This window comes from uncultured Wocania sp. (assembly GCF_964021735.1).
Lineage (GTDB): Bacteria > Bacteroidota > Bacteroidia > Flavobacteriales > Flavobacteriaceae > Wocania_A.
This window is the reverse complement of record NZ_CAXIBN010000016.1, coordinates 13,293-28,965: the sequence shown is the minus strand read 5'-3', so window position 1 is coordinate 28,965 and position 15,673 is coordinate 13,293. Positions and strand designations below refer to the sequence as shown.

The 15,673-nt window shown below is 33.4% G+C and carries 9 protein-coding genes and 1 pseudogene; all 10 read right to left on the bottom strand.

Annotation, left to right across the window (positions count from 1 at the left end; all coding sequences use genetic code 11):
• A pseudogene (locus AADI82_RS02785) lies at positions 1 to 670 on the bottom strand (glycoside hydrolase family 92 protein); the annotation flags it as partial.
• Between the two features lie 4 nt (positions 671 to 674).
• Positions 675 to 2,018 carry an alpha-L-fucosidase gene (locus AADI82_RS02780; protein ID WP_341214948.1) on the bottom strand — a complete coding sequence of 448 codons (1,344 nt, stop codon included), beginning with the start codon at positions 2,016 to 2,018 and terminating at the stop codon, positions 675 to 677.
• Entirely contained in the window at positions 2,012 to 4,135 is a 2,124-nt protein-coding gene (locus AADI82_RS02775) for an FN3 associated domain-containing protein (RefSeq protein WP_341214947.1), read from the bottom strand. Before AADI82_RS02775 ends, AADI82_RS02780 begins: the two co-directional genes overlap by 7 nt.
• 16 nt (positions 4,136 to 4,151) lie before the next feature.
• On the bottom strand, positions 4,152 to 4,937 hold the full coding sequence (locus AADI82_RS02770) for a chitobiase/beta-hexosaminidase C-terminal domain-containing protein (protein WP_341214946.1): 786 nt from the start codon (positions 4,935 to 4,937) through the stop codon (positions 4,152 to 4,154).
• Positions 4,934 to 5,977 (bottom strand): 6-bladed beta-propeller, encoded by a 1,044-nt coding sequence (locus AADI82_RS02765; protein ID WP_341214945.1) that lies wholly within the window; start codon positions 5,975 to 5,977, stop codon positions 4,934 to 4,936. The genes AADI82_RS02770 and AADI82_RS02765 overlap by 4 nt, the downstream gene beginning before the upstream one ends.
• Positions 5,978 to 5,986: 9 nt before the next feature.
• Positions 5,987 to 7,444 (bottom strand): DUF1501 domain-containing protein, encoded by a 1,458-nt coding sequence (locus AADI82_RS02760; protein ID WP_341214944.1) that lies wholly within the window; start codon positions 7,442 to 7,444, stop codon positions 5,987 to 5,989.
• Between the two features lie 4 nt (positions 7,445 to 7,448).
• Complete coding sequence (locus AADI82_RS02755) at positions 7,449 to 9,800, bottom strand: PSD1 and planctomycete cytochrome C domain-containing protein (RefSeq protein ID WP_341214943.1); 2,352 nt, start codon at positions 9,798 to 9,800, stop codon at positions 7,449 to 7,451.
• Positions 9,801 to 9,897: 97 nt separating this feature from the next.
• Positions 9,898 to 12,222: a glycoside hydrolase family 20 protein gene (locus AADI82_RS02750; RefSeq protein ID WP_341214942.1), complete on the bottom strand. Its 2,325-nt coding sequence runs from the start codon at positions 12,220 to 12,222 to the stop codon at positions 9,898 to 9,900.
• Between the two features lie 100 nt (positions 12,223 to 12,322).
• The gene (locus AADI82_RS02745; RefSeq protein ID WP_341214941.1) at positions 12,323 to 14,524 is read right to left on the bottom strand and encodes a GH92 family glycosyl hydrolase; all 2,202 of its coding nucleotides are present in this window, start codon (positions 14,522 to 14,524) and stop codon (positions 12,323 to 12,325) included.
• A gap of 2 nt (positions 14,525 to 14,526) precedes the next feature.
• Entirely contained in the window at positions 14,527 to 15,651 is a 1,125-nt protein-coding gene (locus AADI82_RS02740) for a family 10 glycosylhydrolase (RefSeq protein WP_341214940.1), read from the bottom strand.
• Positions 15,652 to 15,673: the final 22 nt, after the last annotated feature.

Here is a 15,673-nt window from a genome sequence, read left to right as displayed (position 1 = left end):
CCTTATCAAATTCAGCTACAAAATAGTTATGAAAATTATCGGGTACCCCACCACTATTATTACGGCAATAGCCTATAATTTTTCTTTCTTCAGGAATTATTTTCACCATAGACCCTTTAAAAAAGCCATCTAGCATAATGTATGCCGAATCGGTTTCGGGAAATGTAAACCTAAAATGTGCAGCCCGTTCTGTTGGCGAAACTTCGGCCGTAACATCATAATCTGCAAGATATACACTGTAATGGTGTGGTTTTACAATTTCGGCTTTATGCGAAAAGTATGAAGCACGCTCGTCTTCTTTATATTTTAAATCGCCAGTTACTGCCATTAAAGAAAATGCGGCATAATCGTTTATCCACGGGCTGGGTTGGTGGGTCTGTTTTATGCCACGTATGGTGTAATCGTCGTATTTATAGGCCCAACCATCGCCCATTTTAGCGGTTTGGGGTGTCCAGAAATTCATTGCCCATGGTGTAGCTATGGCTGGGTAGGTATTTCCGTTGGACAGACTAAAATCGGAGTCTGTTCCCATTAGAGGGTTTACGTAATCTAATAAGCTTGTTTCTGATTGGTGCTTATCTACATTTACTTGATTTTCTGTTTGATTACAGGATATTAACCATAAAAAGGTTACGGATATTAAATATTTAAAAATTCTCATAATATCCATGCGTTTAGTTACTTTCAATTTTTTGTCCCTCTTCTCTATATAGATCTACTTCTCCATCTAATAATACAGCAATTACGGTAACATCTTTATCTTGTACCTGATCTGGAAGGTCTATATACAAAAGCCCTGGAACAGTACTCCAATATTGCTTACCAATAACTTTATACGATAATTTTGTTCCGTTGCCTACTACCCATATTCTGTTTACTTTATTTTTTAGTCCTTTTATAAGTAAATCGCCATTGGGATTATTATCGACATATAGATATAAAATAGTTTTATCTTTTGAAAGCGCAGTGTAACCATTAAAATGACCATGAGGGATTCCTGCTCTAGTACCATAAATAGCTTCTTTATGCTTGCTTGTCCATCGGCCAATACCTTTCAAAATATCTATTTGTTCTTGTGGAATAGTGCCATCTGGTTTAGGCCCTATATCTAAAAGTAAATTCCCTCCCATACTAATACAGTCAACCAAAATACGGATAAGCTGGTTTACAGATTTGTATTCTTTATCATTAGGTTGGTAACCCCAAGCGTTATTCATGGTCATACATAATTCCCAAAACTTATTTTTAGGTTTTGTTATGGGAACACCTTGCTCTGGAGTGGCATAATCGCCATACCCTTGTAATCTAGAATTAATAATTGTTTTTGGTGTTTTTGTAAGCAGTAATTCACGTATTTCCTTAGCTTTCCATTGTTCTGCAGACTGCTCCCAATCACCATCAAACCAATATAAATCTGGATTGTATTGGGTTAATTCTTTTATTTGCCCAAAATTAAATTTTGTGAATTTCTCCCATCTTTTAGAGTCGTTAGTATAACGTTTTTTATCTCTTAAAAAATTTGGATAGTCTGGATACGACCAATCTAATAACGAATAGTATATACCTACTTTTAAATTTTCCTTACGAGCGGCGTTTACAAACGGTGTTAGAACATCTTTTTTTGCTTTTGTTTGTTTAACTGTATTTAAGTCGCTTAGTTTGGAGTTCCATAGTGCTACACCATCGTGATGTTTTGCAGTTATCACGGTGTATTTAGCTCCGCTTTCTCTAATAAGTTTTGCCCAGTATTCAGGATCATATTTTTTTGCAGTAAATCCATCTAACTGCTTCATATAATCTTGATGAGAAATATATTTATTAAAAAACGACCAAGATTCGTCTATCCCGTTTACGGAATATATACCCCAATGAATGAATATACCCAATTTGGCATCTTTAAACCACTCAAGACGTTCTTCTCTGGGTAGCTCTTCAATCTGACTTTTTACAACTGTACTACTTAAAAATAAAGATAGTACTAGTGATACTTTTAAAATGTTTAGTTTTTTTCTTACCATAATATAATTTCATCTATAAATATCCATGGAGGATTACCCGCACCTTCATGCCACTTTGGTAAAACTTTAGGATTTTTTGCAATAACTTTAAAATATTGTGCGTTTGTATTTTCTGGCATTTGAATATTGAACTTCTTTATTTGTGTTGATTCATTTTTTTCGTCCTCGATAATGGGTAATGAACCTACCAATTTAAACCCTGATGTTTTATTAGTAGACGCATATACCTGAATGCTTTTGGGAAACATAATCCAGTCTCTTATTCGTCCCAAACAATTTACCGTAACAGTACGAACGGTTTTAATTTCACCTAAATTTAAAGTTGTATTCAAATCGTTACCGAGATAACCATTCCACTTTTCATCTTTAAAATTTTCTGAACCCAATTTAAAATCAAATAATTTTTTGGGTCCAAAATATTGCTTTTCAGGTTTGTGCACAATACTATAATCTACAACTTTATGAGTAACTTTTATAAAATCTTCCTTTTTAATTTCGCTAGGTAACCATCCTTCTTTATAAGCTTTAATAGCAATACTAGTGGTATTATTTATTAGAATAGGTTCTTTATAAACGAAAGAAGTAGAGTCTGGTGCGGTACCATCAAGTGTATAAAAAACTTTAGTGTTCTTTATTTTTGAGTCTAATTTAATAGATAGTGTGTCTATAAAAAGTGTGTTTTTGGTTAATAATCTTGGTGCTTTTATTTGAGTCATTTTTGCAAAACCATCAACAGTCCCATTATTTAAATTTACATTGAACTTGTTTTGAAGTTCTTTTGCTTTAATTTTTGTTATGCTTGTTTTCCATGCATAAACATTATCTAAATTTATTGATGCTAAGAGTTTTTCTAAACCAACATCACTCACTCTGGTTTTTACTAAATTTAATGTTTTTAGTGTTTTTAATTCTTCTAAATACGCTAAAGTTTTATCTGTAATTTGTGTATTATTCAAATCTAACTTTTCTAAATTTTTTAGTTTTTTAATTTCAGAAGTCATCACATCTGTTAGTGTAGAATTGCTTAAATCTAATTCTATAATTTGTTCTTTCAAATGGGTTAATTCTTTTATATCATTTTTTGATATGGTGTCTTTATTAAATTTCACCCATAATTCTGGCATATTAGGCACTAATTTTCTAACTAAAAATCCAGCAGACTTTAGATTTTTAATATCACTTAAAGCTGCTTCTTTAATTTTCTTTTTATTGAACACTAAATACTTACTTAATAGATTATTTAGGCTATCGCTTTTAGGCATAGCAGCAACTTTAGCATTAAAGTCTTCACTTTTATTTATCCAATATTTTATTAACCAAATTTCTTCTTTAGTTAGTTGAGGCTTACCTTCTGGCGGCATGTGTTTTTCGTCTGAGATTGGTAGTAATATATGCTTATACAGCATACTTTCACCTGCATTTCCCATTATAACAACATCACCAGATTCACCTCCTTTTAGTATACTTTCTTTAGAGTGCAATGCTAATTCGCCTTTTCTTTTTGATGTGTTATGACATTCTATACATTTACTATCAAAAATTTTTAAAACCACATCATCATACATTTTTAAACTGTCTATATGTGTTATGGTTTTTGCTTTTGGTAATGGTTTTAAATGCTCTGTTATAAAATGATCGCCGTGGGTTAGTACACTACCATAATGTCCAGCTACACTTATTCCGACTAAGGTTATAACAAAAAGTGGAAAGAATGATTGCTTAATAAGCTTTTCCTTTCTATCTGCTAATAGAAACAATAGCGTAATTAATATGGCTGATGCTATTCCTGTCCAGAAATGGATATCCATTACATCTTCTGAATATCCTCCTTCTAAAGACAAAAAGTAGCCTAAAATGCAAGCTAAAATTGAGAAAAATGATGAAAACCCTAATGCATATTTAATGGTGGTATTGGGATAATTTTTTCTTAATCTACCCATGATATCTAAGAAAAAAGTAAGCAGTAATGCTCCAATAGGAAGATGAAGAATTAATGGATGAAACCGCCCTAATGCTAGTACGATTCTTGGGATATCGTCTATATTATCGGCATAAGTAGTATTGAAAGCTAATACGCATATAACAAAAATAATTTGTGCCTTTATTTTTTTAATCATTGTTAAATTATATGTACTAGTTAAATATAAATTCGTCCATAAACAACCATGCTTTTTGCCCTTTTCCTTCGTGCCATTCTGGTATAGATTGTAAATTATTGACTTGAATTTTTAACGAAAAAACTTCTGTTTCTATAGGAACATTTAGCGTTTCATTTTTCTTATCTACACCTTCTTTTAAAGGGATCAGCGATTTTATTTTTTTATCATTATTTACAACTACTTCAATACTTTCTGGAGGAAATATCCATGATGAAACATCGTTTAAATAACTTATTGTAACCAATTTTATAAAGGTTTTTTCCTTAAACATAACGGTTGCTACCGCAACAGAATCAAACCCAACCCATTGGTTATCGGTAAAATTTAATGTTGCTTTGGTTTGATTAATTAGTGTTTGTGAACCTTGCCCAATATACTTTTCTGAAGCTTTTGTGTGCCATAAAATAGCCTCTGCAGAAATTCCTTTTTTAAATAACTCTATTTCTGTAACTTCACTAGGTTTCCAGTTGTTATGAAATGCTCTAAATTTATAAATTCCAGGATTGGAAACTTTAATGGGCTGCGTATATTTCTCTGAATTTAAACTAGGTACTTCTCCATTTGATGTGTAATGAATGGCTACATCTTTAACTTTTAAATACGCTTGAATCGTTACGAATGAATCGATAAACGTTTTGTTAGCAATTACTCTAGGCTGTGCTAAACTAACACTGTTTTGTTGCAAAAATTCAATACGTGGCTGCTGTTTACAACTAAGCAGTATAAAAATGCTTGCACATAGACATCTTATTAATTTCATACACGCGTTAATTTTATAGGATAAGTTTGCCCCGAATTCCATTGTGCTACATACATATTTTCGTCATCGTCTATACAAACATCGTGCGGATGCTTAAACAGTCTAACGGTTTGATACAGTTCTTCTAAAGTATTATTCTTATATTCTGGAAACGTAGCTCCTGGACACGAAACTACTTCGTTTTGTTTATTCATAATTAATAAAAAACCAGAATCGCTATTTGGTGCATTTTTAGATTTTAAAACTGCAAAGTAAATATCGTTTTTATGAATTACTGGTCGACAAATTAAAGCTCCAGGAACAGGAATTGATTCTAAATAGTTTCCTTTTAAATCAAACCGCTTAAGCACATTCATCTCTCTGGCAGAAATTAAAAGTGATGCATTACTTTTATCTCTATTATCGTAACAAATACCGTGTGCATTTAAAAACTGACCATTTTCTGTTCCTCGCCCTCCAAAAATATTAAGCAACTCTCCTTTGTTGTTATAATGTATTATGTATTGATTTCCGTAACCATCGGCCACATAAAAGTCGCCATTTTCTAAAACGGTAGTTTCGGTAGGTTTAAATTCATCTTTACTATTGTATTTTCCTGTATCGGCAGGGTAATCAATTTCAAAAATTACTTTCCCATCTATAGTAGTTTTAATCACTTGATGGCGTTCGTAATCTGTAATTAATAAAAAATCTTCGCCATTTTCTTTAACTAAAGTTAAGCCATGACCTCCAGGATATTTTGTACCCCAAGTTGTAATGAGCTTTCCAGATTTATCGTAAATAATAATATTATTTTTAGTATGATTGGTTAGCAAAACGATTCTTCCTTTAGAATCCTGAACCATTTCATGACAATCTTTCACAGGCGTTTTTAATGGATCTAAATTCCCCCAATTCATATCTACTTTATATCGATGTGAATTGTGTCCAATAATAACATCATTTTTAGAACCAAACTCTAAGGCGTTACCACACATAGGATAAGTTAATATCCCTAAAGAAAATAATGACGACTGTTTTAAAAATTGCCTACGACTCATATTAAATTTTTAAGTTAAAATATCGTGAACTACATGGCCCGAAACATCGGTTAGCCTAAATCGTCTCCCTTGGTGTTTATGGGTAAACTTTGTGTGATCTATACCCATAAGATGCATAATTGTTGCCTGCAAATCATGCACATGCATAGGATCTTTATTTATGTTATAACCAAAATCATCGGTTTCACCATAAGTAAACCCTGGTTTAACGCCACCGCCAGCCATAAACATAGTAAAGCATTTTGGATGATGATCTCTACCATAATTTGTATCGGTTAAAGTCCCTTGGCTATAATTGGTTCTTCCAAACTCACCTCCCCAAACTACTAGAGTATCTTCAAGCAATCCGCGCTGCTTTAAGTCCATAATGAGTGCCGCTGTGGCTTGATCAATATCTTTCGCTTGTTTTTCTATTTGAGAAGGTAAATCGAAATGTTGATCCCACCCCATATGATACAATTGAATAAATCGCACATCGCGTTCTGCCATACGCCTTGCTAACAAACAGTTTGCTGCATAGGTTCCAGGAGTCATGGCATCTACACCATACATTTGAATAATATGCTCTGGTTCGTCTTCAACATTCATAGTATCTGGAACCGAAGTTTGCATACGGTATGCCATTTCGTATTGTGCAATACGACTGTTTATTTCTGGATCTCCAAATTCTGCCTCTTGCTTTTGGTTTAACTCACTAATATGATCGAGCATGGCACGTCGTTGTGATCTCGTCATGCCTTCTGGATCTTTTAAATATAGAACAGGATCTTTACCAGACCTAAATTGAACACCTTGATGCAAAGAACTTAAAAACCCATTACCCCAAAGTCTAGAATATAAAGGCTGAGAAAAAGGGCGACCAGTTCCTCTAGATAATAATACAGAAAATGTAGGAAGGTTTTCGTTAAGGCTTCCCAATCCGTAACTCATCCACGACCCTATACTTGGCCGACCAGGTTGTTGAGAACCGGTTTGAAAAAAGGTAATGGCTGGATCGTGATTTATGGCTTCGGTATGCATGGATTTTATAAAGCATAATTCGTCTACTACTTTTGCAGTATATGGCATTATACTACTTACCCATGCTCTTGACTCGCCGTATTGATCAAATTTAAAGTTACTACCTACTAACGGAAAGCTTTCTTGTCCAGACGTCATTCCAGTTAATCGCTGTCCTTGTCTTACAGAATCTGGAAGATCTTGACCTCTCATTTTATTTAAAAGTGGTTTATAATCAAAAAGGTCTAATTGAGATGGTCCACCACTTTGAAACAAATAAATAACGCGTTTTGCTTTTGGAGCAAAATGGGGTAAGTTTAAACCAGTTAGGTTTAAATTATTATCACCTGCTAACGAAGAAAACGGATCTAGTAATGAAGCTGCTGCTAACCCTCCTATACCTAGCCCCATTTTTTTTAAAAAATGTCTTCTATTATTATTTAAAAAATGTTTTGATAATTCTTCCATAATTTTATCCTTTAATAATAGCTTCGTCTAGATTAAAAATTAAACTTGAAAGCAACGTGTACGCATATTCTGTTTTTGAAGCACTTCCAGATTTGGCTATATTAGAGTTACTTTCAAAATCAGTTTCAACAGTTTTTACGTATTGTACTAATTCTGTTAATTCTTCCTCTGTAGGAAAACGAGAGGTTATTTTTCTAAATATTAATTTTACACGATCATCTTTAGATATCGTTTTATCTTCCAATACGGTTTTTGCTAAATGCTCTGCCGCTTCAATAAGCTGAGGGTCGTTTAGCATAACTAAAGCTTGTAGTGGGGTACTTGTTTTTTGTCGTTTAACTTCGCAGAAATCTCTGGTAGGCGCATCAAAAGTCATCATAGTTGGTGGTGGTACAGTACGTTTCCAAAATGTATATAAACTCCGTCTATACAAATTTTCACCTGTATCTGGTATGTATTTTGTAAGTCCTTGACCCGAGGTTGTTTCTGCCCAAAGTCCAGGAGGTTGATATGGTTTTACACTTGGTCCTCCAATTTTATTAACTAACAAACCGCTAACAGCTAAAGCATTATCTCGAATCATTTCTGCTGTTAGTTTGCTTCTAGAATATCTAGCTAACAATACATTGTCTGGGTCTATCTCTAATAAATTAGGTGGTATTTTAGAGGTTTGCTTGTAAGTACTAGACATAACCAAACGTTTGTACATCTTTTTCATATCCCACCCTTCTTCTCTAAAGGTTACTGCTAACCAATCTAACAATTCTGGATGAGATGGTAATGCCCCTTGGTTTCCAAAATCGTCTGAAGTTGAAACAATACCAACGCCAAAAATGTGCTGCCACATCCGGTTTACAGCAACTCTCGCTGTTAGAGCATTATCTTTATTAAAAATCCAATTGGCAAGTCCTAGTCTGTTTTTTGGAAGTGAATCTGAATATTTTAAAATAACATTTGGTGTGCCTAGTTCTACTTCTTTATCTGGCGCATCATATTGCCCACGTTTTAATATATGGGTTTTTCTATTAGGAGCATTATCTTTCATTACCATAAGTTTAATCTCTTTTATAGAGTCTGGTAAGTTTATAAATGCTAGGGCTTCATCAATTTCTTTTTGAGTAATTTTAATATTCGGTTCTGGAATTTCACCATAGTCAATTTGTCCTTTTTCGCCTACCTTATTAAAAAAACCATAAAAGCTATAAAATTCTTTTTGCGAAATGGGGTCGTATTTATGGTCATGACATCTAGCACATTCCATAGTTAACCCCAATATGGCTTTTGATGTGGTGTTGGCTCTATCCATAACGTACTCTACACGATATTCTTCGTCAATTACACCTCCTTCTTGGGTAATTTTATGATTTCTGTTAAATGCCGTGGCTACTATTTGTTCTGGTGTTGCATTTGGTATTAAATCGCCTGCTAACTGCCATTTCACAAACTCATCGTAAGGTATATTTCTATTAAAGGCACTAATTACCCAATCTCGCCATGGCCACATTATACGTTCTAAATCATCTTGATAGCCATGAGTATCGGCATATCTAGACAGGTCTAACCAAGTTGCAGCCATACGCTCTCCGTAAGCATTTGATGTCAATAGTTTATCGACTACTTTTTCGTATGCATTATTAGTTTTATCACTTAAAAAGGCATCGATATCTTCTAATGATGGAGGAAGCCCTGTAAGATCAAAATACACTCGTCTTATTAACTGTTCTTTCGAGGCTTCTTTAGAGGGTTTTAATTCTTCTAAATCTAGTCGCTTAGCAATAAAATAATCAACCTCATTAGTTGCCCACTTTTCATTTATAATTTTAGGAACCTCCTTTTTTTGTGGAGCAACAAATGACCAATGTGATTTCCACGCTGCGCCTTGTTCTATCCATTTAATTAAGACTTGCTTCTCGTATTCAGACAAGGTTAAATTAGAGTTTGGTGGAGGCATTACTTGCTGTGGGTCTGTATTTGTAATTTTATATACTAACCGACTTTGCTCTGGTTTTCCTGGAACAATGGTGTAATTCTCTAAATTACTAGCTAAAGCTTTGTATGCACCATCTTTAGTATCTAATCTTAAACCTGCTTCGCGAGTACCTTCATCTGGCCCATGACATAAATAACAACGGTCTGATAGAATAGGTTTTACATCAAAAATATAATCAATGGTATCTGGCAGTTTATTTGTTTTTTCATTTAAATCTGAATGCTCCGCAGAAGTTGCATTACTTATATATTTATTTGAATAATCTGAAATAGATAATCCATATTTTACTAGTAAAACAATTGCAAATGGTACTATAAAATATAGTGCTAAAACAAAACGATTACTATTTTTTTTATCCTTTGCCATTATTTTAGGTTTTATTAAAAACTTATATTAATAATCATTTAAAGTTAATCAAAAAAAAATCGACCGATAACATGAAATAGTAGCTAGAAAAAATACTTTAGCGCACAATAATCTCGTCAAAAAACATCCAAGTATCGCTTCCTCTTTCAGATTTCTTTAAATTTTTAGCTTTTACTTTTACAAATCTTGCTTTTTGAGAATCAAAACCAATGCTAAAGTCTTTAAGTGTAATTCCTGGATTATTTTTATAAGGTCTATCTATTTTTCCTACACTGGAAAACACCTTACCATCATTAGATAATAGTACCTCAACTTGCGTTGGAAAATAAATACTTGGTCCTTGGCTTTCCATAGCCCCTAAAGAGACGTTAGAAACTTCTGTTTCTTCTTCTAAATCTATAGTTAATTCCATGTCGTCAACTAACCAAGCTTGCCATTGTCCGTCATGAAAATTTTTAGATCCACGAATAATATTTACCATGTTTGCAGATTCTTTTCCTTTGTAACTATCGCTATATTTTGTATTGTAAATGACTTTCTTACCAACGGCTTTATGATAATTAAATGTTTTTTCGAATACTTTACCTACTGGTTTATCATCTTTATAAAGCGATGCTTTTATGGTTGTAGTCGAATTTATTTTAATAGGTTTTGTATAAACTATTGCGGTTTCGTCAAGTGGTGCTCCATTTAAAGCGTAACGAATATTTGCAACAGGGAATTCGTTTTTTAGAGTTACTGTAATGGTGTTTGTTGTGTCGTTAACTTTGGTGTTAGATGTTAAGGTATAAGCACTTTTTGCGTAATTTATACCTTGGTACTCATAACTTTCAAACCTATTTTCTAAACGTACCGAAAAATCGTTCCAATCTCTATTTTCTTTGGGGCTCCATAGTGCTTCAGATAAAGCAGCTAATCTAGGATAAATCATATATTCTGAGTGTGATTCGGTAGTAATGTGTTCTGACCATAAATTGGCTTGTCCGCCCAAAACATGCTTTGCTTGTTCTTCACTCATCGAATCTACAATAGGATCAAATTGATATACTTTGCTCACTGGTGTATTTCCTCCCCAAGCTAAAGGCTCGGTATCCATTGGTCCTTGATAATGATCAAAATAACAATGTGTTCCTGGTGTCATAACCACATCATGTCCCTGCTCAGATGCTTCCAATCCGCCTTTAACACCTCGCCAACTCATCACTGTTGCTCCAGGTGCTAACCCCCCTTCTAAAATTTCGTCCCAACCAATAAGAACACGCCCTTTTGAGCTTATAAAACGTTCCATACGTTTTATAAAATAACTTTGTAATTCTTCGGTAGATTTAAGTCCCTCATCTTCCATACGCTTTTTACAATGTGGACATTTTTCCCAATTGGTTTTAGTCGCTTCGTCACCACCAACATGGATGTATTTTGATGGAAACAAGGCCATAACTTCGATTAATACATCTTCTAAAAATTCGAAGGTTGAATCTTTTCCTGCACAGTAAATATCGGTTATAGGCCATAATCCGCCAGATGGTACTGGAACTGGTTTTTCTAAACAGGATAACTCTGGATATGAAGCTATAGCACTTGTAACATGTGCTGGCATTTCAATTTCTGGTACAACATTAACACCTCTGCTTTCGGCATAAGCTACAATTTCTTTAATATCTTCTTGGGTATAGAAACCACCATAAGTTGCTTTTTCGTCTAATTCTGGAGTGTAACGCCCATCCCAAGGTTTATCTTCTTGATCGACTCTAAAAGCACCAACCTCGGTTAGTTTTGGATATTTTTTAATTTCAATACGCCAACCTTGATCATCTACTAGATGAAAATGAAAGGTATTCATTTTATGATATGCTAAACGGTCGATTGTTTTTTTAATATATTCTTTTTGAAAAAAATGACGTGATACATCTAGCATTAAACCTCGCCATTGAAAACGTGGTTTATCAGTGATTTCTAAATTTGGAATTACCCAATTAATATCTGCTACTTTAGTTTGAGATTCAATAGCTGTTGGTAATAATTGTCTTAAGGTTTGTATACCATATAAAAGCCCATTAAAATCGTTAAATTCAATTGTTATTATATTATTTTCGATTACTAATTTATAGCCTTCTTTTTCTATATTTTTTGAGGTTTTAAATTGAATGAAATTAGATTTAGGCAATGTTTCAACCAATTTTAAATCCCAGCCCTGAGCGTTTTTAAACTTATCAATTAAAATTTTAGCTACAGCCGATTGTGCTTTATCTGTAATATAAAACACCGTATTTTTATTAAACTGAAAACTCCCCTCATTCAATTTTATAGTTTCTGGTTTTGGAATTACTTGAATGTCATTTTTAGTAAATACCTTAACTTCTTTAGTATCGCAACTAAAAAAAATAAGGGCCATTGTTAATATTATTAATGCTTTTAATTTCATGTATTTATATTTATTGTTATTGTTTTTCACCAGTCACATGTAACATCCTAAATAATCATTCGGTTGTATGGTTAAATAGAATTTATAGATGTTTCATGTATTAAAACTTTAAAGGTGTATTACTCATTGTAAAAACTAATGTACCTCCGTTTATAATTTCTTCATGTGTTATATAATGTCTATCAATAGCCTGTCCGTTTAACATTATAGATGTTATATATTTATTGGTTTTAGAATTGTTTATGGCTTCTACTTTAAATTGCTTTCCGTTTTCTAAATTGATGGTCGCTTTATCAAAAATTGGTGAACCAAATTGATACAACCCTTCTGCAGGGTTTACTGGATAAAATCCTAAACTACTAAAAATATACCAAGACGACATTTGTCCGCAGTCTTCATTTCCGCAGTGCCCGTTAGGTTCATTTTTATATTGTGTTTTAAGAATTTGTCGAACCCTATTTTGGGTTTTCCAAGGTTTATCAATATAGTTATATAAATAGCCCACATGATGACTTGGTTCGTTACCATGCGCATATTGCCCTATCATGCCTGTACTAAAAATGGGCAGCTTATCGGTTGGTAATGGATTTAATGTAAACATTGAGTCTAATTTTTGCTCAAACCGCTCTTTACCTCCAACGGCTTTAATAAGTCCGTTTACATCGTGCTGAACCGACCAAAAATATTGCCATGCATTACTCTCGCAAAAATATGCAGAATAGTCTTTAGGAATGAAATCTTTTATAAAGGTACCATCTTCTAATTTTGGGCGCATAAAACTACTCTTAGCATCGTACACGTTTTTCCAATTCTCTGATCGTTTTATAAAATATTCGTAATCCTCAACTTTATTTAAAGCTTTTGCAAATTGTGCCACACACCAATCTCCATAAGCATATTCTAAAGTTTTTGAAACCGACCAGTTTTCGTGTGCTTCATCTACAGGAATAAAGCCTAGTTTTTTATAAATATCAATCTGTCTAGCCTCATCCATAGCGCTTGCTTTACAGGCTTGAAAAGCTAATTGCGCATCAAAATTTATCCCTTTAAAATAAGCATCCACAATTACGGGAATGGCGTGATAACCAATCATCATATTGGTTTCATTTCCTTGCATAGACCAAACAGGAAGTAAACCTGTTTCGTTGTAATGTGCCAACAAAGATTGTATCATATCGCTAACACGTTTGGGATGCATAATGGTATATAATGGGTGAGCTGCTCTGTAGGTATCCCATAACGAAAACGTATCGTATCTCTGGTAGCCTTGAGCTTTCATTATAGTATCGTTTGCTCCTTTATAGTTGTTGTTATAATCACTTAAAAGTGTTGGTGCTAACATACTCTGATACAGCATAGTATAGAAAATATGTTTTTGGGTTTCGTTTTTAGTTTCTACATATATTTTTTGCAATTGATTTTCCCAAATACTATCGGCTTGTTTTTTATAGGTTTCAAAATTAAAATGTGGTGCTTCGTTTTTTAAAGATAATGTAGCACCTTCATTATTTGCTGTTGAAAGCCCTGTTTTTAAAACAATTACCTCATTTTCTCTTGTATTATAATTTAAAATGATTTTAGTATTTTTTGCTTTTGTAGAATGTTTAACTAGAGTATCATTTTGATACAATTGATACGATTTAAAGGGCTTGGAAAACTCCATTTGAAAATACACGCGTTGATCTTTTGCCCAACCTGTCGATTTTCTATATCCTGTTATTGTAGTATTATTTATAACTTTAATATATGTATCGGTTGGCGCATCCCAATTAAGCGCATAACCTAAATCTATATGAATTTGTGATACACTATCTTGCGGAAATGTATATTTATGAATACCTGTACGTTCTGTTGCTGTAACTTCGGCTTTAATACCATAATCCAATAAATTAACTGAATAGTATCCTGGTGAGGCTTCTTCCTTTTCGTGAGAAAAACGTGAAAACGGTTTAAAGTTATTTTCTTTAATCCGTTTGCTAAATCTGCTATTAGTAGGCATGACTAAAATATCGTATAAATCGCCAGCTCCTGTACCCGTTAAATGCATATGCGAAAACCCAGATATTATAGAATCTTGGTAATAATATCCAGCAATTCTATCCCAACCCGGAATACCAATATCTGGGCTTAACTGTACCATTCCAAAAGGTACTGTTGCTCCAGGGTACGTGTTCCCAGGACCATCTGTACCTATAAATGGGTTTACATAATGTGTTAGTTTTTCAATAGATTCATTTTTATCCTTTGTACAATCAAAAAAGAGTAAGCTAATTAAGACTAAAATGAAACTTTTTTTTAACATGATTATTTATTAATTAATGCTTTTGTTTCTTTTATAACTTCTAAATATTCATCGGTTAACGTTGGTGCATCAAAAAAGGTAACGCCTTTTGCGCCATTATCTTTTGCATACATAATAGCTTGTTTTAATTCTTCAACCGATTTAAAATCTGGCATATAAACTCCTGTATTTATTCCTATATTTTCAGATTCAACATCGGTAACACATTGTTTGGTAGCGTATCCAATCCAATCTATTTCCTCGTTATAAAAGCCATGATAAATCATAGGATAAACCTCATCAATATCCCATTTATCCCAACGCTGGCGTACCATGTGGTCTGCCATTTCTGGATAAGGAAATACTGCAGCCGTTAATATTTTATTATTATCATGTACAATTTTATAAGCATCGTTTACCACAGAGCGAATCGCGTTTAATCTGAAGTTTTTCCATTCCATATCGATAGCTGTGTTTTTACTATCTCTTGGGTTTTTATGATGTATTTTTTCGAACGCATTTACACATTCATCACAATAACAAAAATCAAATTCTGCCATTTCGGTATCTTGTACTAAGTTGTATTTTGGTAATAAACCAATTGGTAAAAAGATGTCTGGAAAACGAATATAATCTAAATGTACACTTTCTACATCGTCAACTTTTGCTAATCCTTCAACCAAACCTAAAACGTGATTACGAGATTCCTTTCTAGTTGGGCAAAGCCATTGATAATAATCGACATACGGACGCGTATCGAAACACGATTTCCCATCACGACTTACAATATACCATTCTGGATGCTTAAGCGCCACAGTGTCTCCAGGCCTGTTCATAGCCATTATCCATGCATGCACATTTAAACCGGCGGCTTTTGCAATTGGTGTTAACCTCGCCAATTCTTTTGGATCTGTACCTGTGTTTATGAGTACCTCATCAATACCTCCAGCTTTATATTTTTTAAACTCGGCTTCGTAAAACTCATTTGTTTTTTCTTTATTTGAAGTTATCCACGTTCCAAATTTGAAGGTTTCTTTAGTAGTTTCAGTTTGAACAGCTTCTGAGCTATTCTGCTTTTCTTCTTTTTGATTACACGCAACAAAAATTAGTAATGCTAATAAAATTGGTAGTTTTTTTAGTGTTTTCATTTTGTTAGTTTTAATTTTGATT

Bases quoted from the DNA above. Each gene is read 5' to 3' on its own strand.
- AADI82_RS02765 (WP_341214945.1), bottom strand. From the start codon at position 5,977: ATGAGTCGTAGGCAATTTTTAAAACAGTCGTCATTATTTTCTTTAGGG.
- AADI82_RS02760 (WP_341214944.1), bottom strand. From the start codon at position 7,444: ATGGAAGAATTATCAAAACATTTTTTAAATAATAATAGAAGACATTTT.
- AADI82_RS02755 (WP_341214943.1), bottom strand. From the start codon at position 9,800: ATGGCAAAGGATAAAAAAAATAGTAATCGTTTTGTTTTAGCACTATAT.
- AADI82_RS02780 (WP_341214948.1), bottom strand. From the start codon at position 2,018: ATGGTAAGAAAAAAACTAAACATTTTAAAAGTATCACTAGTACTATCT.
- AADI82_RS02745 (WP_341214941.1), bottom strand. From the start codon at position 14,524: ATGTTAAAAAAAAGTTTCATTTTAGTCTTAATTAGCTTACTCTTTTTT.
- AADI82_RS02775 (WP_341214947.1), bottom strand. From the start codon at position 4,135: ATGATTAAAAAAATAAAGGCACAAATTATTTTTGTTATATGCGTATTA.
- AADI82_RS02740 (WP_341214940.1), bottom strand. From the start codon at position 15,651: ATGAAAACACTAAAAAAACTACCAATTTTATTAGCATTACTAATTTTT.
- AADI82_RS02770 (WP_341214946.1), bottom strand. From the start codon at position 4,937: ATGAAATTAATAAGATGTCTATGTGCAAGCATTTTTATACTGCTTAGT.
- AADI82_RS02750 (WP_341214942.1), bottom strand. From the start codon at position 12,222: ATGAAATTAAAAGCATTAATAATATTAACAATGGCCCTTATTTTTTTT.